A 25,080-nucleotide genomic window follows, 5' to 3' on the forward strand; every position below is an offset into this window, starting at 1 on the left:
GATTAGATATTTTGCGATGAGTACAGAAAAAAAGACATTATTTGACAAAATATGGGAAAAACATATTGTCAAAAACATTCCAGATGGACCTTCCGTATTGTATATTGACACTCAATTTATACATGAGGTAACTAGCCCACAAGCATTTAAGGGTTTGGAAAAAAGAGGATTGCCCGTGTTTCGTCCGAAACAAATAGTAGCAACAGCAGATCACAACGTTCCAACTTTGCATCAGGAATTACCGATCAAAGAGGAATTGAGCCGTATCCAAGTTGCAACATTGGAAGAAAACTGTAAGAAATTTGGTGTAGAACTATATGGTTTGGGTAATCCATTCCAAGGAATTGTACACGTTATCGGACCCGAACTAGGCGTAACACAACCTGGATGTACGTATGTATGTGGTGATAGTCACACGAGTACACATGGTGCATTTGGTTCGATTGCTTTTGGTATCGGCACCTCAGAAGTGGAAATGGTGATGGCGACACAATGTTTGATGCAAAGTCGTCCAAAATTGATGCGCATCAACGTTGATGGTGAATTGAAAAAAGGTGTTGTTTCTAAAGATATCGTACTTTATATTCTTTCTCAAATTTCTGCAAGTGGAGCGACGGGATACTTTATAGAATTTGCGGGTTCTACCATTCGTAGTTTGAGTATGGAAGCGCGCATGACGATTTGTAATATGAGTATCGAAATGGGTGCTCGTGGTGGTATGATTGCTCCAGATCAAACAACATTTGACTATATTAAAGGACGCGAATTTGCGCCTAAAGGGGAAGAGTGGGATAAAAAATTAGCTTATTGGCAAACTTTATATTCCGAAGAAGGTGCTCAATTTGATATTGAATACAACTATAAAGCGGAAGATATTGAGCCTTGGATCACTTATGGAACCAACCCAGGTATGGGGATTGGCGTAACAAGTCATGTACCTAAATTAGAAGAAATTCCTACAGAAGATCATGTAAATTTTGAAAAATCTTTGAATTACATGGGCTTAATTCCTGGTGAAAATATCAAAGATCACAAAGTTGATTATGTATTCATCGGAAGTTGTACGAATAGTCGTATCGAAGATTTGCGTATGGTAGCCGATTTCGTTAAAGGCAAAAAGAAAGCAGACGGTGTTACAGTGTGGATCGTTCCTGGTTCTAAACAAGTAGAAGCGCAAGCGAAAAAAGAAGGCATCGACAAAATATTAGAAGAAGCAGGTTTCATGCTACGTCAACCAGGTTGTAGTGCTTGTTTGGGTATGAACGAAGATAAAATTCCAGCTGGTAAATATTGTGTAAGTACCTCCAATAGAAATTTTGAAGGTCGTCAAGGACCAAATGCGCGTACCATGTTGGCAAGTCCATTAACCGCAGCAGCCGCAGCGATTACGGGAAAAATCACAGATGTAAGAGAGCTTTTAAATTAGAGTTTTGAAAAATGAAATCAGAAATTGGATTGCATGATCGAACCAAAAAGTTTCATATAGCAGTTATCAAACTATGTGAAACCTTACCAAGAAATGCAGCAAGTTTTGAAATCGCTAAGCAATTAATCCGTTCTGCAGGTTCGGTTGGAGCGAATTGCAGAGCAATGGCAAGAGCAAAATCAACGAAAGATTTCATTAATAAAACAGCTATTGTAATTGAAGAAGCGGATGAATCTCATTATTGGTTGGAAGTTTTAAAAGAAGTTTTACCAATTAATAATAATGATACTTTGGATAAATTAATAAATGAAGCAAATGAGTTAACCGCGATATTTGTTTCAATTAGTAAAAAAAGTAAATATTAAATACGGGAAATTAAACTCACATTTCTCATTTCATATTTCATAATTTAAAAATGGTTGTAGACAAAATTCAATATCAATTCAATGCCGTTTCGGATAAATATGATAAACAAAGAAGGATTTTAATCCCTTGTTTTTCGGATTATTATCAAACAGCATTGGAAATATCCGAACAACTACCTCAAATCAAATCAATTTTGGATGTGGGTGCGGGTACGGGATTGATGAGTGCATTTTTTCATGAAAAATATCCAAATGCAGAAATTACCCTTGTCGATATTTCTGAAAAAATGTTGGATAAAGCCAAGGAAAGATTTGATAGTGAGGATAATATTCAGTTTATGCAAGCAGATTTTGCAGAAGCAGATTTTGGCGAGGACAAATATTGTGCTATAGTATCTGGCTTAGCCATCCATCATTTACCCCATGATTTGAAACAACTATTATTCAACAAAATATTCAAAGCATTAAAACCTGGTGGCATATTTATTAATGCAGACCAAGTAGCTGGAGAAACGGATTATATTGACCAAATCAATAAATCCACTTGGGTTACTAAAGTAAAAAAATCTTCCTTGACTGAAATTGAAAAAGAAAGCGCTTTTGAAAGAGTTAAATTAGACATTTTCGCTAAACTTTCAGATCAGTTAAGTTGGTTGCAAAACATTGGTTTTGAAAATGTAAATAATTATTATCAATACTACAACTTTGTAGTATTTGCAGGTCAAAAGCCTAAAAAATAATATTCAAATGAGTGAAATTATACATTCGCAACAAGCGGAATCAAATAAAAAAGCAGATCAAAGTACGGCGAAATTTCAATCAGATAGAAAGCTTATTTCTACAAGTATTGTTCCGATAACTTTGGAAAATATAGACACCGATCAGATCATTCCAGCTAGATTTTTGAAAGCAACAAATAGAGATGGATTTGGAAAAAATCTTTTTCGTGATTGGCGTTATAAAAACGATGATGAAAACCAACCCATTGAATCATTTCCATTGAATAATGCCGTTTATTCTGGTAAAATTCTAGTTGCAGGTAAAAATTTTGGTTGTGGTTCTTCCCGTGAGCACGCGGCTTGGGCAATAAAAGACTATGGTTTTGATATAGTTGTAAGTAGTTTTTTTGCAGATATTTTCAAAAATAATGCACTTAATAATTTCTTGTTACCAGTGCAAGTGACAGAAGATTTTTTACATAAAATTTTCTCTGCGGTAGAAGCGAATCCTAAGGTTGAAATAGAAGTAAATCTTGAACAACAAACTATAAAAATTTTGGATGCAAAATACGCTGACAACACAGATGGAACTGCTCATTTTGACATCAATAATTATAAAAAGACTTGTTTATTAAACGGTTTCGACGATATCGATTATTTACTCAATATCAGAACAGAAATCGAAGCATACGAAAAAACAAGAATCTAAAAAATCACGTAGCAATGTCAAATCCTTTTATAGTCGCACATATCAAAAATATCGTTCTAAACGGAGTTTCTGTATTAGAAAATATTGATTTTTCCCTTAACAAAGGGGAAAATTTGATAATCACTGGTGCGTCTGGCAATGGAAAGACGACGATGGCTTTGGCATTAGCTAAAAAGCTTTACGTAAATGGTGTGATTGACATTTTCTTTGATAAAGAAAATACCGAAGTCCAACCAACGACAAAATTCATAGAACAACGTTATAGTTTAAAAAATAAAGGCAACTTAACAACGGGCTTTTATTATCAACAACGTTTTAATTCTTCCGATTCAACAGATTCCTATACTGTGATGGATGAATTATTAGCAATAGATGACAATAAAGAATCTGTAGAAAATCTTTTAAATAATCTTAATTTATTTGAAAGAAAAGAGGCGCCAATCATTCAACTTTCGTCAGGAGAGCATAAGAGATTTCAATTAATAAAAGCATTGTTGAAGCCTTCGCAATTGATGATTTTGGATGAGCCTTTTATCGGTTTGGATAAAGCGAGTCGTGAGAAACTATATGCTATAATAGACGAGCGAACTATAAAAGGCAGCACGTTTATCATTATATCTGGCGTACATCATGCATTTCCAAAAAGTGCTGCGAAAATATTAGAACTAAATAGTAACACGACACATCAATTTAGTTCTATTAAAGACTTCACTCCTACGTTGCAAGAAAGTAAATTTAAAATAGACACTGATGCCATTCCATTAATTCAAAAGGATTCTCTAGTATTTGAAAATGCGATCAGAATGGTCAACGTAAACGTTCAATATGGCGAAAAGAAAATTTTAAATAATATCAATTGGACGGTAAAAAAAGGAGAAAAATGGTTGGTAAAAGGGCATAACGGAGCCGGAAAGTCTACTTTACTGAGTTTAATTACAGGCGATAATCCTCAAGCCTATGCCAACGAAATTTATCTATTCGATAAGCGCAGAGGTCGTGGTGAAACCATTTGGGATATTAAACGTCCTATAGGTTTCGTATCACCAGAAGTTTTCGCTTACTATGATAAAAACCTTACCGTTTATACAACTGTAGCGTGCGGTTTATTTGACACGATGGGCTTGTTTAAAAAATTAAAACCAGAAGAAGAAGCGAGTGTGGCTGCATGGTTAAACGTTTTTAATTTGAATACTATTCAAAATAAGCGTTTAAATACACTCTCATCAGGACAACAACGGATGGTTTTATTAGCCAACGCTTTGGTAAAAAATCCGCCATTATTGTTATTAGATGAACCTTGTCAAGGATTGGACGAAAGCCAAACGCAAGAATTTGTTCAAATGATTGATATTCTAGTGGAGAAGTTGAATACAACGATACTTTATATTAGTCACTATGACAATGAAATTCCTAATTGCATCGATCAGATTTTGCAGTTAGAACATGGCAATCCGACACTATTAAAAAATCACAAAAGAGAAATATTAGTACATGAATAAGAATATTACGGTCATACTTGGAGACGGTATCGGACCAGAAGTCACTCAACAATCTGTAAAAATTTTGAATGCTGTTGCAGATCAATTTGGACATAAATTTACCTATGATTACCAATTGATGGGCGCTATTGCAATTGATAAAACGGGTAATCCATTACCAGATGAAACTATTGCTTCTTGTTTGAAAACAGATGCAGTTCTATTCGGCGCAATTGGAGATCCTAAATATGACAACGATCCAAATGCGAAAGTGCGCCCTGAACAAGGACTATTGAAAATCAGAAAAGAATTAAATCTTTTTACAAATATTCGTCCGATCACTATTTACCCAACACTTAGTCATCTTTCTCCTTTGAAAAATGAAAAATTGCAAGGTGTAGATTTTCTAATATATAGAGAATTAACTGGTGGTATATATTTCGGGAAAAAATCAAAAAGCGAAGACGGCAATTCCGCTTCCGATGATTGTACTTATTCAAGTTTTGAAATTGAACGCGTTGCTAAATTAGCATTTGAAGCGGCTCAAAAACGTCAAAAACATCTGACATTAGTTGACAAGGCGAATGTATTAGAAACCTCAAGACTATGGAGAAAAGTTGTGCAAAAGATGGCAGCATCTTATCCTGATGTTACCGTTGATTATTTATTCGTAGACAATGCAGCAATGCAAATCATTATCAATCCTGCACAATTTGATGTAGTTCTTACAGAAAATATGTTTGGAGATATTATTAGTGATGAAGCATCTGTATTAAGTGGTTCATTAGGATTGTTGCCTTCCGCATCCATTGGAGATAAAACAGCTTTGTTTGAACCAATTCATGGTTCTTATCCTCAAGCAGCAGGCAAAGACATAGCCAATCCATTGGCATCTATCCTATCTGCAGCGCTTTTATTGGATTATTTCAACCTAACAGAAGAAGCAAATCTTGTAAGAAATGCAGTTGCTTGGACATTGGAAAAAGGATTTGTAAGTAAAGATATTGATCCTGTTAATAACTATTCTACAAATACAATAGGCGATTTGATTAAAGATTTTATTGAAAATAAAATTCCTACCGAGTTTAATAAGAAAACAATGGAAGTGGGCAAATCAACTATAATTTAATAAGTTTTGAGACTATAATTGTCTCATTTTTAGAAGTTCTTTAAAAATATTTTTATAAAATGAAAAAATAGAAATTTCATTTTATAAATTCAGAAAAGTGTTTATATTCGCTGAGTAATTCTAAGAAAATTCAATGAACAAAAGCTTTATAAATACAATAATTTCCGTCAGCCAGATTATTATTATCGTGGTGGTCATTATTATTCCTTTGTTCAAAGGAGGTGGAATTATATAACTTGTAATTTAATAAACTTTATATAACCCGCCTCCAAGGCGGGTTTTTTATTGCCTATAATATCCTAAGAAAGAAAAAACATAGTATGAGCGAAACTAAAATATCAGAAGAAGTAGAGTTAAATAGATATTCCAAAAGACTTACCCAAGATCCTACGCAGCCTGCTGCCCAAGCCATGCTCTATGGTATCGGCCTTACAGATGATGACATGAAAAAGGCACAAGTCGGTATTGCTAGTATGGGTTACGATGGTAACACCTGTAATATGCATTTGAATGACTTAGCTCAATATGTCAAAAAAGGAACTTGGGAAAATGATTTAGTTGGACTTGTTTTTAATACTATTGGAGTAAGTGATGGTATGAGTAATGGTACAGATGGTATGCATTATTCTTTAGTTAGCCGTGATGTTATTGCTGATAGTATCGAAACTATTTGCGGAGCGCAATACTATGATGCAATCATTGGTATTCCAGGTTGTGATAAAAATATGCCAGGTACCTTAATGGCTATGGGAAGATTAAATCGCCCATCAATTATGGTATATGGAGGTACGATTGCGCCGGGTTGTTTGGATGGTAAAGAATTGAATATCATTTCCGCTTTCGAAGCCTTGGGACAAAGAATCAAAGGAACGATCAATGATGAAGAATATAAAGAAATAATCAAACATAGTTGCCCAGGTGCAGGTGCTTGTGGTGGTATGTATACTGCAAATACAATGGCTTCAGTATCTGAAGCATTAGGAATGAGTTTACCTTATTCCTCTTCTAATCCAGCGGTTAGTGCTGCTAAAAAACAAGAATGTATTGACTCTGGAAAAGCCATAAAAATATTATTAGAAAAAAATATTTGCCCTAAAGACATCATGACTAGAGAAGCATTTGAAAATGCGATGACCGTTCTAGTTGTTTTAGGTGGAAGTACAAATGCGGTAATGCATCTAATCGCAATTGCACATAGTGTAGGCATCAAACTTACCTTAGCAGATTTCCAAAAAGTAAGTGATAGAACACCGATGTTGGGAGATTTCAAACCAAGCGGCAAATACATGATGCAGGCATTATTTGGAATTGGTGGTATGCCTAGAGTGATGAAATATCTTTTGGATAAAGGCTTATTGAATGGTGATTGTCTTACTTGTACTGGTAAAACAATAGCTGAGAATTTGAAAGATATCGAACCATTAGATTTCGAATCTCAAGATATTATTCTTCCTATAGAAAATCCTATTAAAGCAACAGGTCATTTGCAAATGCTATTTGGCAATCTTGCCTCAGAAGGTAGTGTTGCTAAAATCACAGGACACGAAGGCGTTTATTTCAAAGGAACCGCTAAAGTATTTGATGGTGAAATGCACTTAGTGGATGGCATTTCTAATGGAAGAATACAAGCGGGTGACGTAGTTGTGATTAAAAATGTTGGCCCTGCTGGTGGTCCAGGAATGCCTGAAATGTTGAAGCCAACGTCTGCAATCATGGGTGCAGGATTAGGATCTAGTGTTGCATTGATTACAGACGGTAGATTTAGTGGAGGTTCTCATGGATTTTTAGTTGGTCATATTTCTCCTGAAGCGATCAAGGGTGGTGTCATTGGCCTTGTAGAAGATGGCGATGAAATAGAAATCGATGCTGTTAAAAACAAGATCAATTTACTAGTAAGTGATGAAGTACTTGCTGAGAGAAGAAAGAACTATAAAAAACCAGAAATGAAATTTAAAAGTGGCGTTCTTTACAAATATGCCAAAACAGTTGCAAGTGCTTCTGATGGCTGTGTAACCGATGCTTTTTAATCCATATTTACAATTATTCAAACTATAAAAAATGAGTACATTAGAAGCTACAAGTAAAGAAGCTACAGCTAAAGACAATACAAAATCTTTGACTGGTGCGGAAGTAGTATTAGAATGTCTGATTGCTGAAGGAGCCAATACAATATTTGGATATCCAGGTGGAGCGATAATGCCGATTTATGACGCTTTATATAGTTACCAAGACAAATTGAATCATATTTTAGTAAGACATGAGCAAGGTGGTATTCACGCTGCGCAAGGTTTTGCTAGAGTTACTGGCAAACCAGGTGTTGTATTTGCAACAAGTGGTCCTGGTGCGACTAACTTAGTTACGGGATTGGCAGATGCACAGATTGATAGTACGCCTTTAGTGTGTATTACAGGACAAGTATTTGCACAATTTTTAGGTACTGATGCGTTCCAAGAAACGGATGTTGTAAATATTACAACTCCAATTACCAAATGGAACTATCAAGTTACAGACGCTAAAGAAATACCTGAAGTATTAGCAAAGGCATTTTATATTGCTCAAACGGGTCGTCCAGGTCCGGTATTGGTGGATATCACTAAAAATGCACAATTCCAAAAGGTCGATTTTGAACCATACGAACATTGCAAACATATTCGCAGTTATCGTCCGAAACCTATCATCAGAAATGAATATATCCAAGCGGCAGCTGAATTAATCAATGCGGCAAAGAAACCATTTGTAGTATTTGGTCAAGGGGTTATTTTGGGAAATGCTGAAAAGGAATTTCTTGCATTCTTAGATAAAACTGGAATTCCCGCGGCAGCCACAGCTCTTGGTCTGGGTGCTATTCCTACAGATCATCCACTATATGTGGGCATGTTAGGAATGCATGGCAATTATGCTCCTAATGTGATGACGAATGAATGTGATCTACTTATTGCAGTTGGGATGCGTTTTGATGATCGTGTAACCGGTCGTTTGGATAAATATGCCAAACAAGCAAAAGTTATCCATTTAGACATTGATCCGGCTGAGATTGATAAAAATGTAACAGCAACCGTACCGGTTTGGGGGGATTGTAAAGAATCCTTACCATTACTTACTAAAGCGGTCGAAAAAAATAGTTTCCCTGAATGGTTAGAGGAATTCAGGAAACTAGAAAAAGAAGAAGTTAAGGAAGTCATTGAGCCTGAATTAAATCCAACTACGGATGAAATGACTATGGGTGAAGTTGTGAAATATTTGAATGAATTAACGAATGGTGATGCAATCATAGTTACCGACGTAGGTCAACATCAAATGGTCGCTTGTCGTTATGCAAAATTCAACAATAGCAAGAGCAATGTAACTTCTGGTGGTTTAGGCACGATGGGATTTGGTTTACCTGCGGCAATGGGTGCAAAAGTTGGACAGCCAGACAAAACTGTAGTTAGTATTTCTGGCGATGGTGGATTCCAAATGACTTTGCAAGAATTAGGAACTATTATGCAAAATAATATCGGTGTAAAAATTCTTATTTTGAATAATCATTTCTTAGGAATGGTGCGTCAATGGCAAGAATTATTTATGGACAAACGCTATTCATTTACCAATATTGATAGTCCTGATTTTGTAGCATTAGCAAATGCATATAAAATCCCCTCTAAAAAAATCGAACAACGTGCTGATTTAAAAGCAGGATTGAAAGAAATGATTGATCACGATGGCGCTTACTTATTGGAAATTATAGTTGGTAAAGAAAATAACGTATTTCCAATGGTACCACAAGGTAGCAGTGTAAGCGAAATCAGACTAAAATAACGATCATGATACTAGACAAACAAGAATTTACATTTACCATATATACAGAAAACCAAGTTGGTTTACTGAGTAGGATTGCTATTATTTTTTCCCGTAGAAAAATTAATGTAGAAAGCTTAAACACTTCTCCTTCTGAGGTAGAAGGCATACATCGCTTTACAATAGTTATCCAAGAGTCCGAAGATGTTGTACGCAAATTAGCTAGACAACTTGAAAAGCAAATAGAAGTTCTTAAAGTATATTTTAATAAAAACGAAGAACTCATTTGGCAAGAATTAGCACTATTTAAAGTTCCGACTGATATCATTGCAGAGAAAGCCAAAGTGGAAAGATTGCTCAGAGAACATGGCGCAAATGCCGTAGTTATCAGAAGTGACTATACTGTATTTGAATCTGTCGGACACCGTGAAGACATTGACGCTTTGATGGAAAAACTAGCTCAATATGGCTTGATTGAATTTGTAAGAAGTGGTAGAGTTGCCATCATCAAAGCAAGCGAAGGATTCCACAAAAAATTAACCGAATTCGAAGAAAGACAACCCTCTGAAGAAACTGAAGAAAATCAAGTATTAGATCAAAAAGGTGGAATTTTTTCCATGTAATATTTTTATAAAAACTAAATTTCAAAATTTTTAATATTCAATAAACTATGGCAAAATTAAAATTCGGCGAAGTTGAAGAAAACGTAGTAACTCGCGAAGAATTCCCATTAGCAAAGGCTCAAGAAGTACTTAAAGGTGAAACTGTAGCTGTTATTGGTTACGGCGTTCAGGGTCCTGGACAATCTTTAAACTTACGTGATAATGGTATCAATGTAATCATTGGCCAACGTAAAGATTCTCCTACTTGGGAAAAAGCAATCGCTGATGGTTGGGTACCAGGTGAAACTTTATTCGAAATCGAAGAAGCTGCTGAAAAAGCAACTATTATCCAATATTTATTAAGTGACGCAGCGCAAATCAAAGTTTGGCCTACAATTCAAAAGCATTTGACTCCAGGTAAAGCTTTGTATTTCTCTCATGGCTTCGGTATTACTTACAAAGAACAAACAGGTATCATCCCTCCTGCAGACGTGGATGTAATCTTAGTTGCTCCAAAAGGTTCTGGTACTTCATTGAGAAGAATGTTTGTACAAGGTCGCGGTTTGAATAGTTCTTATGCTATTTTCCAAGATGCAACTGGTAAAGCTAAAGATAGAGTTATCGCTTTAGGTATTGCAGTTGGTTCTGGTTATTTATTTGAAACTGATTTCAATCGTGAAGTTTCTTCTGATTTGACTGGTGAAAGAGGTTCTTTGATGGGTGCAATTCAAGGTCTTTTCGCAGCACAATACGATGTATTGAGAGCACATGGCCACACTCCTTCTGAAGCATTCAATGAAACTGTAGAAGAATTGACTCAATCATTGATGCCTTTAGTTGCTGAAAATGGTATGGATTGGATGTATGCAAACTGTTCTACTACAGCACAACGTGGTGCATTGGATTGGTGGAAACCATTCCGCGATGCAATCAAACCTGTAGTTGAAAAATTGTATGATAGTGTAGTTACTGGTAAAGAAGCTGCTCGTTCTATCGATTTGAATAGTCAAGCAGACTATCGTCCAAAATTGGAAAAAGAATTGGAAGAATTACGTAATAGTGAAATGTGGCAAGCGGGTAAAACAGTACGTACTTTACGTCCAGAAAATAACTAATATAAATTAAGTTTATATTCTAATTTTAGAAAAACGAGGGTAAATATAGTATCTCGCTTTATTTACACTCGTTTTTTATATTATATGATTTGCATGATACCGCAATCTTATTTACAAATAAAAGAGGCAACCGATATTTCAGGCTTTAATATGGCCTCCAATATAGATACTTGTTTTCTTTTAAGAAGTTTAGTCTGTAGTAAGCCAAATGCTCATTTTTTAGAATTAGGCACTGGTACTGGATTAGCTACAAGTTTTATTTTAGACGGAATGGATGCTAATTCATCCTTGATTTCCGTAGATAATGATCCAAAATACTTGCAAATTGCACAGCAATTTTTAAGTAATGACAAAAGATTAGAATTAGTAGAAATGGATGGAGGAGATTGGTTATTGCAAAATGAAACTAAGAATTTTGATTTCATTTTTGCAGATACTTGGCATGGAAAATATTTGATGTTGGACAATGCATTGAATATGTTGAAAATTGGCGGATTTTATATCATCGATGATATGTTACCGCAGCCAAATTGGCCGGAAGGTCATGATAAGAAAGCGAGTAAATTGACTACAATTTTAAAGAGTAAAAATAATTTTTCAATTGTGGAATTAAATTGGGCTTCAGGAATTATCATAGCAACTAGAAAATTTTGAGATAAAAAACTATATATAGCAAATTAAATATTAAACAAATTATCCATCAACTATACAAATGTCAGTCAATTTCGAAGCAGCGGCAAAAAGATTAGAAAATATAGTAACCCATACGCCACTACAATACAATAGAAACCTTTCAGAAAAATACAACTGTAAAGTTTACCTAAAAAGGGAAGATCTTCAACTTGTTCGTTCCTATAAAATTAGAGGTGCGTACAATATGATGAGTAGTCTTCCAAAAGAAGAGTTAGACAAAGGAGTTACCACTGCCAGTGCAGGTAATCACGCACAAGGTTTTGCTTTCAGTTGTCAAAAATTAAATATAAAAGGCATCGTTTTTATGCCTGCAATTACCCCCAAACAAAAAGTGAATCAAACTAAAATGTTTGGTGGTGAAAATATTGAGATCAAATTAATAGGAGATACTTTCGACGATTGTGCAGCGGCGGCTAAGGAATTTACAGAAAAAAATGGGATGACCTATATTCCTCCATTTGATGACTATAGAATCATCGAGGGACAAGGAACTATCGCAATAGAAATACTCGAAGATTTAAAAGAGATTGATTATATCCTAATTCCTATAGGTGGCGGAGGTTGTGCATCGGGGATTAGTATGTATTTTAGAGAACATTCTCCTAATACAAAACTCATCGGACTTGAACCAACTGGAGCACCTTCTATGACTGAGGCATTGAAAGCAGGTCAACCTGTTACAGTGGAACATATTGACAAATTTGTAGATGGCGCAGCTGTTCAGAGAATTGGAGATATCACATTTAAAGAATGTAAAAAGAATTTGGATGAAGTAATGCTCATACCAGAAGGAGAAGTTTGTTCTGCCATTCTTTACATGTATAATAAAGATGCCATAGTTGCAGAACCCGCAGGTGCCTTATCCATTGCAGCGTTAGAAGAGGTTAAAGATCAAATAGTCGGCAAAACGGTTGTTTGTATAGTGAGTGGCGGAAATAATGACATTGACAGAATGCCCGAAATCAAGGAACGTTCTCTTCAATTTGAAGGATTAAAACATTATTTCTTGATTCGATTTGCACAAAGACCTGGGGCTTTAAAAGAATTTGTTAGCATAGTATTAGGGCCAGACGATGATATTGCACGATTTGAATACATGAAAAAAACAAATAAGGAAGCAGGAATGGCACTTATCGGAATTGAGTTAAAAAATAAAGAAGACTACGCTCCCCTCCTTGAAAATTTGAAAAAATATAAAATCAATTATACGGAATTAAATAAGGACAATGCGTTATTTGATTATTTAGTTTAACATCCCTAATAAAAGTAATTTTCTATCTTGCAGCCAATTAGACGTTCATCTTATGAAAATAGTCATAGCTGGTGCAGGAATATTCGGAACCGCGATAGCCAATGCGATTAAAAAAGAGCACAATATTGTTCTTTATTCGCGTAGTATGTCCATTGTTGAAGACATTAATAACAATAGGAGAAATACAAAATATTTTCCCAATAAAATATTGAGCAAAAAAATATCTGCATCGAATGATTTACACACATTTGAAGATGCAGATATTTTGTTTTTATGCGTGCCTTCTTATAGTATTCTTAGTCTATTTTCCACTATAAAAATCTCTAAAAATTGTTTAGTAATCAATGGAGCAAAAGGTTATGGAAATGAAAAAGAATTAATTCCAGAGGCTCTTTCACATATTATCCCAAACGAAATTATTTCTTTTAAAGGCCCAAGTTTTGCAACGGAAATGATGTATGAATTACCAACATCTTTCACTGTTGGAACTCAATCACCAGAAAATTTTAAAACGGTACAAAATCTTTTTAGAAAAGGTTTAATTTTCCTAGATCATTCAGAAGACATTTTGGGAATTGAACTCGTAAGTATTATCAAAAATATTTACGCAATTGTGATTGGTATAGTTGATGCAACGTATAATTCTGCAAATGTTCGTTTTTTGATATTTACCAAAGCGATGAAAGAAATCAAAATGATCATAGAGCATTTTGGGCATTCTAGTGATATACTATTCAATTATGCTGGTGTAGGCGATTTTGGATTGACTTCACTCAACGACCTAAGTCGAAATAGAACGCTAGGATTGTTAATTGGAAAGGGTTTTTTAAATGCAGAATTGGGAAATAGTGTGATTTTAGAAGGCGTCAGATCTGTAGAAAAATTGACGTCAATATTAGCATTTGCTGAAAATTTAAAAACTCCTTTACTTACTAATTTAAATGAATTACTACAATCAAAAATTAGCAATAAGGAGTTTTTAAAATTGATACTAAATTAGTATCACCAAAATATTAATGGCTCTCAAATACACCTTCTACTCCATCTAAAATACTTTTTATAGTCTTAGAAATCCCCTCACTCAAAGTGTAAGGTGATTGATAACCAGTAGCCAACATTTTAGAGGAATCAAATTGTGTAGTGGCACAAAATTTTTTAATTCGAACTGAACTTATCGTTAATTTTTTACCAGTTACTTTTGCCAAAGCATCAAAACCAATCCCCCCAAATATCCTAATGCATAGGGAATTCTAATTGGACTCAATTTTTTACCAGTTGCAGTCTCTGCAACTTTTACTAATTCAATAGTTGATAAATCTGCTTTATCTATATAGTTATATAGATGATATCCTGTATAATTATCCTTTTCAATAGAAAACTTGATGAAACCCACAATATTTTGAACATAAGCCATGGATTTCTTGTTTTGACCACTACCAATCATCATGAACTTACCTGAAGCGATCTGATTTAAAAGATTGTATACATTTCCCCTATTTCTCGGACCAAAAACTACGGTAGGTCGTAAAATAAACAAGTTATTATTGTTTTTATCTTTCTCAAACCATTCTCTTAAAACTTCTTCTGCTTGATACTTTGTAATTCCATAATCATTGAATGGATCAACAGGATGCTCTTCATTCGGATTAACCTTATTTAAGCCGTAAACGGCAACTGAACTTGTAAAAAAAATAGTTTTAATACCTTTCTCATCCATTACCTTTAAGATATTTTTAGTTCCTTGAACATTGACATCATAGTACAATGATTTAGGGCTAACATCATCTCTATGTTCGGCGGCAAGATTCACGATAATATCAGTTGGCTCAATAGCATTCCTTAATTCATCTATGTTGCATATATCAGCAATAGTGGTTAATTCAGGAAAAAAATGAGACATCTGTTTATCCACAATTTTTACTTGAAAGTTATCTTTCAAAACTTCTACGAGATTTGTTCCTATAAATCCTGAGCCTCCTATAACTGTGATTTTCATTATTACTACTATTTATTATCGTTCAAAACTTCCTTATATAATGGTAACATTAATTCCACCATTTTTTCTTGTGTAAAATGACCTTCATATCTTTTTAAAGCACCATTGCCTAATTGATGCGTCAATGTAGGGCTCGCCAAGATTGTATTTATTTTTTCAGCGAGCTCTTTAGGATCTTCTGTTGCCACATTTAATCCTGATACATTTTCTTCATTGACCCAGGATACGCCAGATCCTTCGATCCTCGTAGCTACAATAGGTTTACCATATGCCATTGCCTCTACTTGTACGATCCCAAATGCCTCAGAGCGCTCAGTTGATGGTAGACAAAATAAGTCACAACTAGAAAAATATGAAGCCATTTCTTCATCCTCAATTCGCCCCATCAAGAAAACTTTATCTCTCAATCCAAGTTGTTCTATCTTTTGTTCAAATTCGACTTTCAAAGGACCTTTACCTCCAATAATAACGCAAATATCATCATTTAGGTATTTAGCGGCATCAATTAGGTATTGATAACCTTTATAATAGATTAATCTACCAAGCGAATAGACAATCTTTCTACCACTGGCAAGTGCTCTTATTTTTTCAATTGTTGCAAAGTCGGAATCTTGATTAACCGGAGGAATTCCTATTGGAACTAACCTCAACTTGTTTTTATATGGTTGAATATATGGAGAATACGCCAGATATGTCGGAGAGGTTCCAATAATAAATTGAGATCGCTTTAACAACCAAGTCTGAAGAGGTTTATAGAATTTAAGTATTGTTTTTTGTTTGACAATATCACTATGCCAATGGCAAATAATTTTTCCTTTATATCCAGATAAATAAAGTGCCAAACATGCCATTGGATCTGGATGGTGAATATGAATAATATCGTAATTATTCTTAATTTTCTTCAATTGACCAATCATTGACATACTCAAATATGTAGAAGCAACCTTTTTAATATATGACATTGCATATACTGTAAAATACTCATTTATCTTCACGATGTTAGTACTTTTCGCATCTGCATTTACGCCTAGAAAATCTGATTGAATTCCTTGTTTTGAGAGGCCATCACATAAATCGTACATCACTTTTTCAACGCCACCGTACACTGGGTAAAACTTACCTATATGTAGAATTTTCAAAATAAATATTTATTTTTTATTGCCGATTTATCAATTTGCAATATATTGTATCAAAAAAATATTTGCTTTATAAATAAAACTATGAACATTTTAGTTATTTATAGCAAACTATTAAACAATACAAAAACATAATTAATTTTACTTTTTCTAAAATTAGCTATGACCTTGTAAAATATTTAGAATCATTTTCGGATTACATTTATCCTTATATGATAATTTGTGAATCCCTGTTATATCTAATATTTCATTATAAGTGTTATATTTATATCCATTATTGATTTTTGTCTGTAATAAATGTGGTATAGTATCACTTAGGATTTTACATTTATAATTTTTCAATCGACCTGTAATCAATTGTTGATATAGAATTTGTGAAAAAAAATAGTCAATCCATGAGGATTGTGTCTTCCAATAGGTTAGTGTTAAATTAAATAAAGCATTAATCACACAACTTCCTCTTTGAGCAGCAAAAATACTATTTAACATTCGAACCTTAAATTTAGGATTCCAACCCCAATAAAATGCATAAGTTGATTTCCAATAATCCTTATGAAGTTCTGCATCAGATCTTTGATAAACAAAATAATCATTATCTGATAGAAAATTGGGAAGTTGCTTAGTAAGCAATATTGTCGCATCTAACCAGACCCCACCATAAGTGTTTAATAATGCTAATCTCAACAAATCAGAAAAAAAAGTTCTATTGAATGTATTATCATTTTTTTTCTCCCAAACAAATGAAGGAAAATCAATATATTCTTTTATATTGTTATCATCTATACGAATAACTTGATAATTCCCTTTAAATTTATCTACAGAATCCAAACAAAATTGAACCATGTCAGGTAACTCTTTTTTTTCAAATCCTTGTCCCCAATATTGCCAAATTACATTTTGATTCAGTCCTTTTTGCTTTGCTAAAACTAAATAATTATCCTTATCTCCATTATAATACTCTTCAATTAATACATCGCAAAAATTAGAGACTTCTTTATGAGTCTTAAATATTTTTTGCTCTCGCCATAAGGCCCAACCTTTTTTAACTAATGAATTGTTTAAAATAAAACTAGATATTTTATTCATTTAAATAATTAATTAAACAGCTTATTTGATATTATTTTAATCCAAATTCATGAATAACATTCATTCAATAAATTTATATACGTTTCTTGAGAAAAAATATTTCGAATCTTTAAAGTATTATTTTCAATTTCAATATTCAACGATGAAATAGCTTGATTGATTGCTTTTTTTAATGACCTAGTATCACCTAATTCATACAAAAAAGCGTTACCACATAATTCGGCCAATTCTTTCATACCACCAATATTGGGCGTAATCAATGCAAGCCTATTGATGGCTGCTTCTACAATAGACAAAGGAGCATTTTCATACCATATTGAAGACATCACAAATGCATCGTAATTCACAAAATTCGTTTTTATTTCTTCAAAAGACACAAACCCTTTGTATGAAACATGATTATTTAACCCCAAATTCTGAATTAATAGTTTTATACCTTCACTTAGTGGTCCAGTTCCAAATATATCTAATTGAAAATCTATAGTATCAATAAGTTCGGAAAGCATTTTTAATAACAAATCTGTACCTTTTTCAGAAGCTACGCGTCCTAAATATATTAAACGAAAGTTCCCCTCCAAACGCTTTCTTTGAGGCATATTCATAGGAATTTTTAAAACCTCAGGTGAAATAGGGTTTCGAATGACTTCTATAGGAAGTTTAGGACAATTTAATTGTAAAATATTTTTCAAAAAAATAGAGGGTGTTATAACCTGATCAATTTCGTTTTGTAATTTGAATATTTTGAAAGCCAAATACCATTGTATTTTTTTCAACATACTAAACTTCAAACCGTTCTGGTCCATTTGTTTGAAAAGAAATGAGCCAGGTAATGCATCTGTTGGATATTTCACAAAACCATTTTTTTTGTCATAATATCCATAAGCCACATTGGGACAAGCCAATAGATAATCATGAGCTGTCAATATAAACTTAACTGATTTATGATGATGTCGTTTTAACCACTTATGAACTTGAAAAACAGATGGGCTAATCCACCTGAAATTATGAACATGCACAATATTAATATCTTCTTTAACTACGATGTCACGGATATTTCTGAAATGCTTCTTTGAATAAATGTAAGATAGTGGATTAGAACCTGAATCGTCAAAACCCTTGTAAGCTGTGTATCTAAAAACATCACAAGAAGAAGACAAAAGATCTGCTGTCATCTGGAAAACGCCCTCGGCGCCCCCACCCTTTTCAAAATCATTGACTAACAAAACCTTTTTTCTAACGTCCATTCTATACTATCAATTGTTTACAATTCATCAAATAACGCTTTCCATTGCTGATAAATTGAGTCGGAGTTATAATTTTCCGAATCTTTTTGAGCATTCTGCCCCAAATTTCTTCTTAATTCTATATTTTTCATTAGTTTTTCTAACCCTTCACGAAATGACCATGCATCGTTCATAGGAACCAATATTCCATCATCTTCATGTAAAATATCGGCAGGACCCGAAGGGCAATCTACTGACAAAACAGGGAGACCACAAGCTCTCGCTTCTAACAAAACCATAGGAAAACCTTCATAGCGTGAACTCATCACATATATAGAAGACTTTAAATAATACTGAACTATATCCTTTGTTGGTTGATGTAATTCGATTTGTTTAGTAAGACTAGCATCCTCTATGTTTTTTTGTAGGCTAGTTTTCCATTCGCCTTGTCCAACTAATACCAATTTCCAATCTTGATAATTTCGCAAAAGAGGAATCACGTATTTCAAAAGGAGATCATAGCCTTTTTGGTTATCATATTTACCCACAGTCAAAATCTGCTTCGCCTTGTAATCACAGGTATTTTCTGGAAAAAAAGAAATTTCATTAGGAATAACTGCAATGTGCTTATGCGGAATCTTAGCATTCAGCAATGCAGATTTGTCTCTTTGTGTCAAAGTAACAATCGCATCCATCCTTCCGAACAACCATTTTCTCGCCAACAGAGAATATTTTTGTGCAATAGCCAATCCCATGTGTTCGCAAGCAATGTATTTATGTAAAGGGAATTTAGGTTGGATCAAAGCCAATGCATAACAAGTGATTGGGTCCGTCGCCATCAATATAGTTGGTGATTTAGGCAAAATACTTTTAATTCTATTGACTGTATTACGAAAACCAAAACTCACGCGTTTCAATACATTTCGTTCTAATACAACCCCCAAATGTATCAATGCAACGCCTTGCTCCAATAGATAAAAAGTATTTCCATGCTGCGTATTTACACTAACCACAGTCACCGAATATCCTCGTTTATGAAAGCTATTTGCCAGATTGACAACCACGCGTTCCGTACCTCCAGGTTTATTAATTTCCGCAACGAATAAAAAAATTGAACGTATTTCCATGAATAAAATTCACTTATTAGTTTTGAGAACGTTTTGCTTTCCCAAGTATTCTTTTCCAATATACATTTAACGTAAAATGTTTGAAAAATCGCCAGCGCAACTTCAAGTCACGTCTCGATTCTTTCTGATATTGGAATTGTTTACCAGTCACTTTACTTGAATGACCACTGATAATCTTCAAGACGTCTTCTTGTAATTCTTTTTTAAATGCCCGATACCAATCCCACACTTCCTTTTGTTTTCGGATTAAAGCCGATTCATCAGCCAGTAAAACTGCCATTTTTGCAACAGCATCCTTCCAATCCTCTCCAACAATAAAAGGATGATCTCCGTAGACATACTTATATGCGTCTATACCTAAGAAAGCGGTAGTAACTGGAATACAGCCCCATTCTAAAGACTCCATCGTACGAAAGCATTCATAGTTAATGTTACCAAAAGGAGTCGGCGCAAATATTGATTTCTTATAAATTTCTATTAATTCTTCTGTACTTTTCATGTCTGAGCTCCCCCATTCAGAACTTTTAAAATACCAATTAGGACTTAAATTTTCCAATGTATCAAGCATTTCTTTTCGGTTTTGCTTAATAGCACCAGCAAAACACCAGATTAATTCTCTCTTTTGTTCATATTGGTTAGTCGTATTCAGATATCCAGACTGAAAACCCAATGGCAAAGTAAATACATTATCATACGCTGTAGTTGGATTCCAACTTGCTGTTCTCAAAACAGCTAAAGCTTGCTTGTAGTAATTAGCTTTATGGTTTTGTCCTTCGTTAGATAAATGCACCAATACTGGTTGCTCTAATTTAAAAATATATTCTTTTAATTGTGTCGATATATTAAAATTATTAGTGGAATATACAACTAAAGAGTCTGATTTAAAAACTGAACATTTTCTATCATCATAAACAATTTCTTTCTCAACTTTCTCCAAAAGCCAATCGTTCCAGTATTGATTTTCAAATGTTGTCTGTAATCCATCTTTTGTTTGATAAATAAGGGAAAATTGCTTTTTCATTATCATTTCAATTTATTACAGATACTGACCAATTACACTATCCTTAATGTAACAGTTATTTTTAATATACAATTCAATTTTTTTTCTAACTAATCCATTTATTTTAATTATGGAAGGACGCTTAAATGGCTTATTCAATAAGACTATTTCAGCATATTTATCATAATCATTATCACAAAAGGCTTCCAAAAAAGAGCCATTATTATGATAATTGACACCTCCAATTTTATATCCTGAAGTAGATCTTATACTGTAATAAAACCCCATATAAGCAAATAGATAATTTCTATGTTGAGGCATCACCGACAAATAAGCTTCTCTATATTTTGGATTATTTTTAAAAAAATCTTGAGGAACAGGACATCTTAAGCACATTATCATTACTTCAGTCCATTTTTCTAAAAGTGGACTTTGACCTGGTGATATCAATAACCAATTTTCAAAATCTGGATGTGAAGACTTTAATTCTCTATAAAAGCCTGTCAATTCTAAATAATTAAACTCTGTAAATTGAACATATGAATCAATTGATTCTTGGAGAAGAATAGTGGCGTCCATCCAAATTCCTCCAAATTTATTGAGTAACATCAGCCTTATAACATCGGAAAGATTAGATAGGGGAATTTTAGAGTTTAGTTTCGGGAAATCTGGTAAATATTCAAATAATGAAACTTTAGTTATTATATTAATATTATAGTCAGGCATTTGAACTTTCCAACTTTTAATACATGCATCAGCTACCCCCGTAGGAATTCCATCATGCCAATAAGTCCAAATTATTTTAGGCACAGATTTTCTTGTTTTATCAATTGTATTTGATAAGTTATTGCTTTGAAACACCTTAAATTCATCTTTTGATGGAACTTTTTCATCAAAATTTATTGATGGATGCCAAACCTTCCTAAAATTTAATTTTAGAAAATAGAAACAATTTTTTGCTATTGTTCGAATATAAGAATTCATTCTCTTAAGTACTATTTTACGATATCCTAATTTATCAATTTTATCTGTTCAATTATTAAAAATATACACAATATCACTATTATAGTTGAGAATTTTCACGTTTTCTCTTTACAATATATAATAACCATTTTGCAGAAAACTTAATTCTAGAAAAGTTAAGATATTTTTAAGTGTTGAACCAATAAGTGATTTCATTTATAAAAAATTTATCACGATCAATTTATTAATTAGATAATTTTCTTTTTATTATTATCAATTATTTAATTAAAATATTTAAAAGCCTCTTCTTTGCGGGCAATTCAAAATATTTATATAAAATATAACTAAAAATAGGCAAATTGTAAGCGAAATAATAAAAGCATTATTTGAAAGACTAGTTTTCTTTAGTGAATAATAAATAACATCTTTTAATTCTCCTATTAACAATGGATGTATTAGATAAATAGAATAGCTAAATAGACCAAGGTTATATAAAATTTTATGACTCAATAATTTACTAATTAGACCATTTTCATAGGATAATGAAAAAATTAAAATTATAAGCAACATAAAAACAAAAATATCCATATACGTAAACATAATTAATAGAAGAATAGTCGCAGTTATCACAATTTGGAAACAAGAACAAGAAACAATTTTATTGTTTTTTAATTTTATTCGTAATTTGCATAATAGCATACCAATGTAAAAACCAATAATACATCTAAATAGAGCAGGTATTCCTGAAAAAACATTGATCGAGCAATGTAAAATATTTTTATGACCAACCCACCCAGGAGAAATACCAATCAAAAACAAACATGTTACTAAACCCAAAGAAATAAAAAATTGTAAATATTCATTTTTTATTTTAATTACCACTATATTAAGAACTGGAAATAAAAAATAAGCAATCCACTCCGTACTTAAAGACCAAGATGGACCAATCAGAGGAGCAATATTAAAGGGTGTTTGCAGAAGTAATAAATTGAATATAAATCCTAAATTTCCATTACCTACAAACCAAGAATTAATAAAAATATAATCTATAAGGAAATATATCAAAAAACAAAATAGATAAAGAGGATAAATGCGTGCGATTCTTTTTTTTATAAACGTAAAGATATTATAAGAACGATTCCATTTAGTGTTTCCATACACTAACATAAGGACAAAGCCACTAAGAATAAAAAAAATATCTACTGAAATATATCCATGATCTATAAATAAGCGAATTGGCTTTATTTTATAGCATATACCATTTTTATTTTCTAAAAAACCAATATGACCTATCATCACATAGACAGCGGCTAATCCTCTTAAACCTGTTAATGATTTAATTTCTTTCATAGACTACGATAATTTAGTATTTTCACGTTTTCTCTTTACAATATATAAGAACCATCTTGGCGAAATAGTAAAAGCTTTATACAAAGATTTAAACCTTAAAATACCTCCATTTTGAGTCGCTATTTTTAAATAGGCATTTGTAAAATACTTATTTAAAACACTTTTGTAAAGTTTAATATCATAATACGATTTTAACTTATTTATTTTTAATAAATTATATTTCCACAATCTTAAATGCTTAAAATCATTCAAAGATAAACTTGACCAATCTCCAAATTCCATTCTAGCATGTAAATTTAAATTTTCGTTGTCAATTGGATAATCAATAGCATATTCTAGAAAAAGTCTCTCTAATAAACCAAGTATTTTTGCTTTATTTGTTTCACTCATGTTTTTATCATGAATTCTATATTTCAATGTATAGTAGGGTAAATTTACAGCCTTATACTTCTTTAGAGACCTAATCCAAAGCTCATAATCTTCAACTAATTCCATTTCCTCTCTATAGCCATTTACTTCTTTAATTACTTCAGACCGCATTACTACTGATGATTGCAAAAATGGACACGCAAAAATAGAAGAGATTTTAACCCATTCTTCGTTTATTTCATAATTCCATTTTCGTCTAAAGTTGCCAGATTCATCAATTGTGATGATTTGGCTTCCACAGATTCCTACGTCTTTATTTTGTTCCAAATAATTGATAGCATTTGCGAAATGCATAGGCATTAATATATCATCCGAATCCACTCTTGCAAAATATTTGCTCTCAACTATTTCAATCCCTTTATTCATTGTTCGAGCGACACGAAGATTGATATCGTTACTTACAAGATGAATCCGGTTATCCATTTTACTATATGTATCTATAATGCTTGCTGTGTCATCTGAACTAGCATCGTCAAATACAATTAGCTTCCAATCTTTAAATTTTTGATTAATAAAGCTATCCAATGTTGGTTTGATATATACTGACGCATTATATGCGGGCATTATGACAGTTAAAATAGCGGCTTGTGACATTTAAAATATTTCAAAATTTGCGCAAAATTTCTGTATCTATTTTATCTAAAAGTTTTTTTGATTTTTTAGAATCAAATTTTCTTCCAAAAAAGGCATTAGTTTGTTTTACTTTTTCCCAATCAGATTCATTCAATATAGCGGGTCTAGTATTTTGATCATCACGTATATTCCAATCGAAATACCTAAAATTTTCCGAGTCAATTTGATCCTTAGTTCTTGTCTTATGTATTAAAGTTTGAAAAAACATTTCATCTGGTACGTAGGTTTTTTTAAATACAGAATACACCCAAGGATTCTTTTCTAAAAATGAAATAATATCTCTAAGAGTACTAGTAGGTAATGACCACCATTGAGAGCCAATACAAAATGGAAGTTTATCTACATCTAACTTCCTTTTTATTTTTAGTTTTTTTTGAATTGATATAATTCCTGAATTAAGATATCGTCCATATTTCTTTCTTACATTTAACGTATCCATGAAATAAAAATATCTTAACCTATCTAATCCACCATTGCCACCCCATTCACTCCAAGGTACTGGCAGCTTTTGATAACTAATAAAATTTTTACTTTTGTTCTCTTCGAAAAAATCAAATAAATGATCTATATTTTTTAGGGGATAATCAGAACCACTAATCAAATGTGCAAATTTGATTTCAGGATTTGTCAATATTTCAATTATAAAATCTATGGAATATTGAACCATATTCCACCCACCCCAATTTACATAGTATTTCTTACGCACGCTGACAACGCCAGGTTGATTAATTAAATCTTCAATTTCGATCTTAGATTTTTTATCAATAGCAATATAAATGAGAAAACGTTCATCAAAATAGCTAATCGTCTTCGTTAATAAGGGAAGATCTTTATCCGCGATAATTATTATTGCATGCTTCATTGCAGATTCT

The 25,080-nt window shown here is 32.8% G+C and carries 23 protein-coding genes; 13 read left to right on the forward strand and 10 right to left on the reverse strand.

The window, feature by feature from the left end; genetic code table 11:
- Nucleotides 1-16: 16 nt before the first annotated feature.
- From leuC to E0W69_RS11090, 13 genes are all read left to right on the forward strand, one after another.
- Nucleotides 17-1,426: a 3-isopropylmalate dehydratase large subunit gene (gene leuC, locus E0W69_RS11030; protein ID WP_131330118.1), complete on the forward strand. Its 1,410-nt coding sequence runs from the start codon at nt 17-19 to the stop codon at nt 1,424-1,426.
- Nucleotides 1,427-1,437: 11 nt separating this feature from the next.
- The gene (locus tag E0W69_RS11035) at nt 1,438-1,791 is read left to right on the forward strand and encodes a four helix bundle protein (RefSeq protein WP_131330119.1); all 354 of its coding nucleotides are present in this window, start codon (nt 1,438-1,440) and stop codon (nt 1,789-1,791) included.
- Between the two features lie 50 nt (nt 1,792-1,841).
- A complete protein-coding gene (locus E0W69_RS11040) occupies nt 1,842-2,531 on the forward strand; it encodes a class I SAM-dependent methyltransferase (protein ID WP_131330120.1) in 690 nt (229 codons plus the stop codon).
- Nucleotides 2,532-2,538: 7 nt separating this feature from the next.
- Entirely contained in the window at nt 2,539-3,219 is a 681-nt protein-coding gene (gene leuD / locus E0W69_RS11045) for a 3-isopropylmalate dehydratase small subunit (protein WP_131330121.1), read from the forward strand.
- A gap of 14 nt (nt 3,220-3,233) precedes the next feature.
- On the forward strand, nt 3,234-4,718 hold the full coding sequence (locus E0W69_RS11050; RefSeq protein ID WP_131330122.1) for an ATP-binding cassette domain-containing protein: 1,485 nt from the start codon (nt 3,234-3,236) through the stop codon (nt 4,716-4,718).
- Nucleotides 4,711-5,826, forward strand: a complete 1,116-nt coding sequence (gene leuB / locus E0W69_RS11055) for a 3-isopropylmalate dehydrogenase (RefSeq protein ID WP_131330123.1) — start codon at nt 4,711-4,713, stop codon at nt 5,824-5,826. Before E0W69_RS11050 ends, leuB begins: the two co-directional genes overlap by 8 nt.
- A 320-nt stretch (nt 5,827-6,146) precedes the next feature.
- Entirely contained in the window at nt 6,147-7,853 is a 1,707-nt protein-coding gene (gene ilvD, locus E0W69_RS11060) for a dihydroxy-acid dehydratase (RefSeq protein ID WP_131330124.1), read from the forward strand.
- Between the two features lie 31 nt (nt 7,854-7,884).
- On the forward strand, nt 7,885-9,624 hold the full coding sequence (gene ilvB, locus E0W69_RS11065) for a biosynthetic-type acetolactate synthase large subunit (protein WP_131330125.1): 1,740 nt from the start codon (nt 7,885-7,887) through the stop codon (nt 9,622-9,624).
- A 5-nt stretch (nt 9,625-9,629) separates the two neighbouring features.
- Nucleotides 9,630-10,226, forward strand: coding sequence for an acetolactate synthase small subunit (ilvN, locus tag E0W69_RS11070; protein WP_131330126.1), 597 nt, complete (start codon nt 9,630-9,632; stop codon nt 10,224-10,226).
- Between the two features lie 47 nt (nt 10,227-10,273).
- Nucleotides 10,274-11,320 (forward strand): ketol-acid reductoisomerase, encoded by a 1,047-nt coding sequence (gene ilvC / locus E0W69_RS11075; RefSeq protein WP_131330127.1) that lies wholly within the window; start codon nt 10,274-10,276, stop codon nt 11,318-11,320.
- A 93-nt stretch (nt 11,321-11,413) separates the two neighbouring features.
- Entirely contained in the window at nt 11,414-11,974 is a 561-nt protein-coding gene (locus tag E0W69_RS11080) for an O-methyltransferase (RefSeq protein ID WP_225321235.1), read from the forward strand.
- Nucleotides 11,975-12,032: 58 nt separating this feature from the next.
- Nucleotides 12,033-13,265, forward strand: a complete 1,233-nt coding sequence (gene ilvA / locus E0W69_RS11085) for a threonine ammonia-lyase (RefSeq protein WP_131330129.1) — start codon at nt 12,033-12,035, stop codon at nt 13,263-13,265.
- Nucleotides 13,266-13,317: 52 nt separating this feature from the next.
- Nucleotides 13,318-14,265 carry an NAD(P)H-dependent glycerol-3-phosphate dehydrogenase gene (locus E0W69_RS11090; protein WP_131330130.1) on the forward strand — a complete coding sequence of 316 codons (948 nt, stop codon included), beginning with the start codon at nt 13,318-13,320 and terminating at the stop codon, nt 14,263-14,265.
- Nucleotides 14,266-14,457: 192 nt separating this feature from the next.
- On the opposite strand, the gene E0W69_RS11095 is transcribed toward E0W69_RS11090, so the two are convergent.
- From E0W69_RS11095 to E0W69_RS11140, 10 genes are all read right to left on the reverse strand, one after another.
- Complete coding sequence (locus E0W69_RS11095) at nt 14,458-15,261, reverse strand: NAD-dependent epimerase/dehydratase family protein (protein WP_225321236.1); 804 nt, start codon at nt 15,259-15,261, stop codon at nt 14,458-14,460.
- A gap of 8 nt (nt 15,262-15,269) precedes the next feature.
- Nucleotides 15,270-16,400 (reverse strand): glycosyltransferase, encoded by a 1,131-nt coding sequence (locus tag E0W69_RS11100; RefSeq protein WP_131330131.1) that lies wholly within the window; start codon nt 16,398-16,400, stop codon nt 15,270-15,272.
- Nucleotides 16,401-16,553: 153 nt separating this feature from the next.
- Nucleotides 16,554-17,483 carry a capsular polysaccharide synthesis protein gene (locus E0W69_RS11105; protein WP_131330132.1) on the reverse strand — a complete coding sequence of 310 codons (930 nt, stop codon included), beginning with the start codon at nt 17,481-17,483 and terminating at the stop codon, nt 16,554-16,556.
- 47 nt (nt 17,484-17,530) lie between these two features.
- Nucleotides 17,531-18,727: a glycosyltransferase family 4 protein gene (locus tag E0W69_RS11110; RefSeq protein ID WP_131330133.1), complete on the reverse strand. Its 1,197-nt coding sequence runs from the start codon at nt 18,725-18,727 to the stop codon at nt 17,531-17,533.
- 17 nt (nt 18,728-18,744) lie between these two features.
- Entirely contained in the window at nt 18,745-19,833 is a 1,089-nt protein-coding gene (locus tag E0W69_RS11115; protein WP_131330134.1) for a glycosyltransferase family 4 protein, read from the reverse strand.
- A 16-nt stretch (nt 19,834-19,849) separates the two neighbouring features.
- Nucleotides 19,850-20,854, reverse strand: coding sequence for a hypothetical protein (locus E0W69_RS11120; protein WP_131330135.1), 1,005 nt, complete (start codon nt 20,852-20,854; stop codon nt 19,850-19,852).
- A 15-nt stretch (nt 20,855-20,869) separates the two neighbouring features.
- Complete coding sequence (locus tag E0W69_RS11125) at nt 20,870-21,817, reverse strand: capsular polysaccharide synthesis protein (RefSeq protein ID WP_131330136.1); 948 nt, start codon at nt 21,815-21,817, stop codon at nt 20,870-20,872.
- Nucleotides 21,818-22,090: 273 nt separating this feature from the next.
- Nucleotides 22,091-23,146: an acyltransferase family protein gene (locus E0W69_RS11130; protein WP_131330137.1), complete on the reverse strand. Its 1,056-nt coding sequence runs from the start codon at nt 23,144-23,146 to the stop codon at nt 22,091-22,093.
- A 3-nt stretch (nt 23,147-23,149) separates the two neighbouring features.
- Complete coding sequence (locus E0W69_RS11135; RefSeq protein ID WP_131330138.1) at nt 23,150-24,169, reverse strand: glycosyltransferase family 2 protein; 1,020 nt, start codon at nt 24,167-24,169, stop codon at nt 23,150-23,152.
- Nucleotides 24,170-24,179: 10 nt separating this feature from the next.
- Nucleotides 24,180-25,070, reverse strand: coding sequence for a beta-1,6-N-acetylglucosaminyltransferase (locus E0W69_RS11140; protein ID WP_131330139.1), 891 nt, complete (start codon nt 25,068-25,070; stop codon nt 24,180-24,182).
- Nucleotides 25,071-25,080 lie beyond the last annotated feature (10 nt).

Source organism: Rhizosphaericola mali (assembly GCF_004337365.2).
GTDB lineage: Bacteria > Bacteroidota > Bacteroidia > Chitinophagales > Chitinophagaceae > Rhizosphaericola > Rhizosphaericola mali.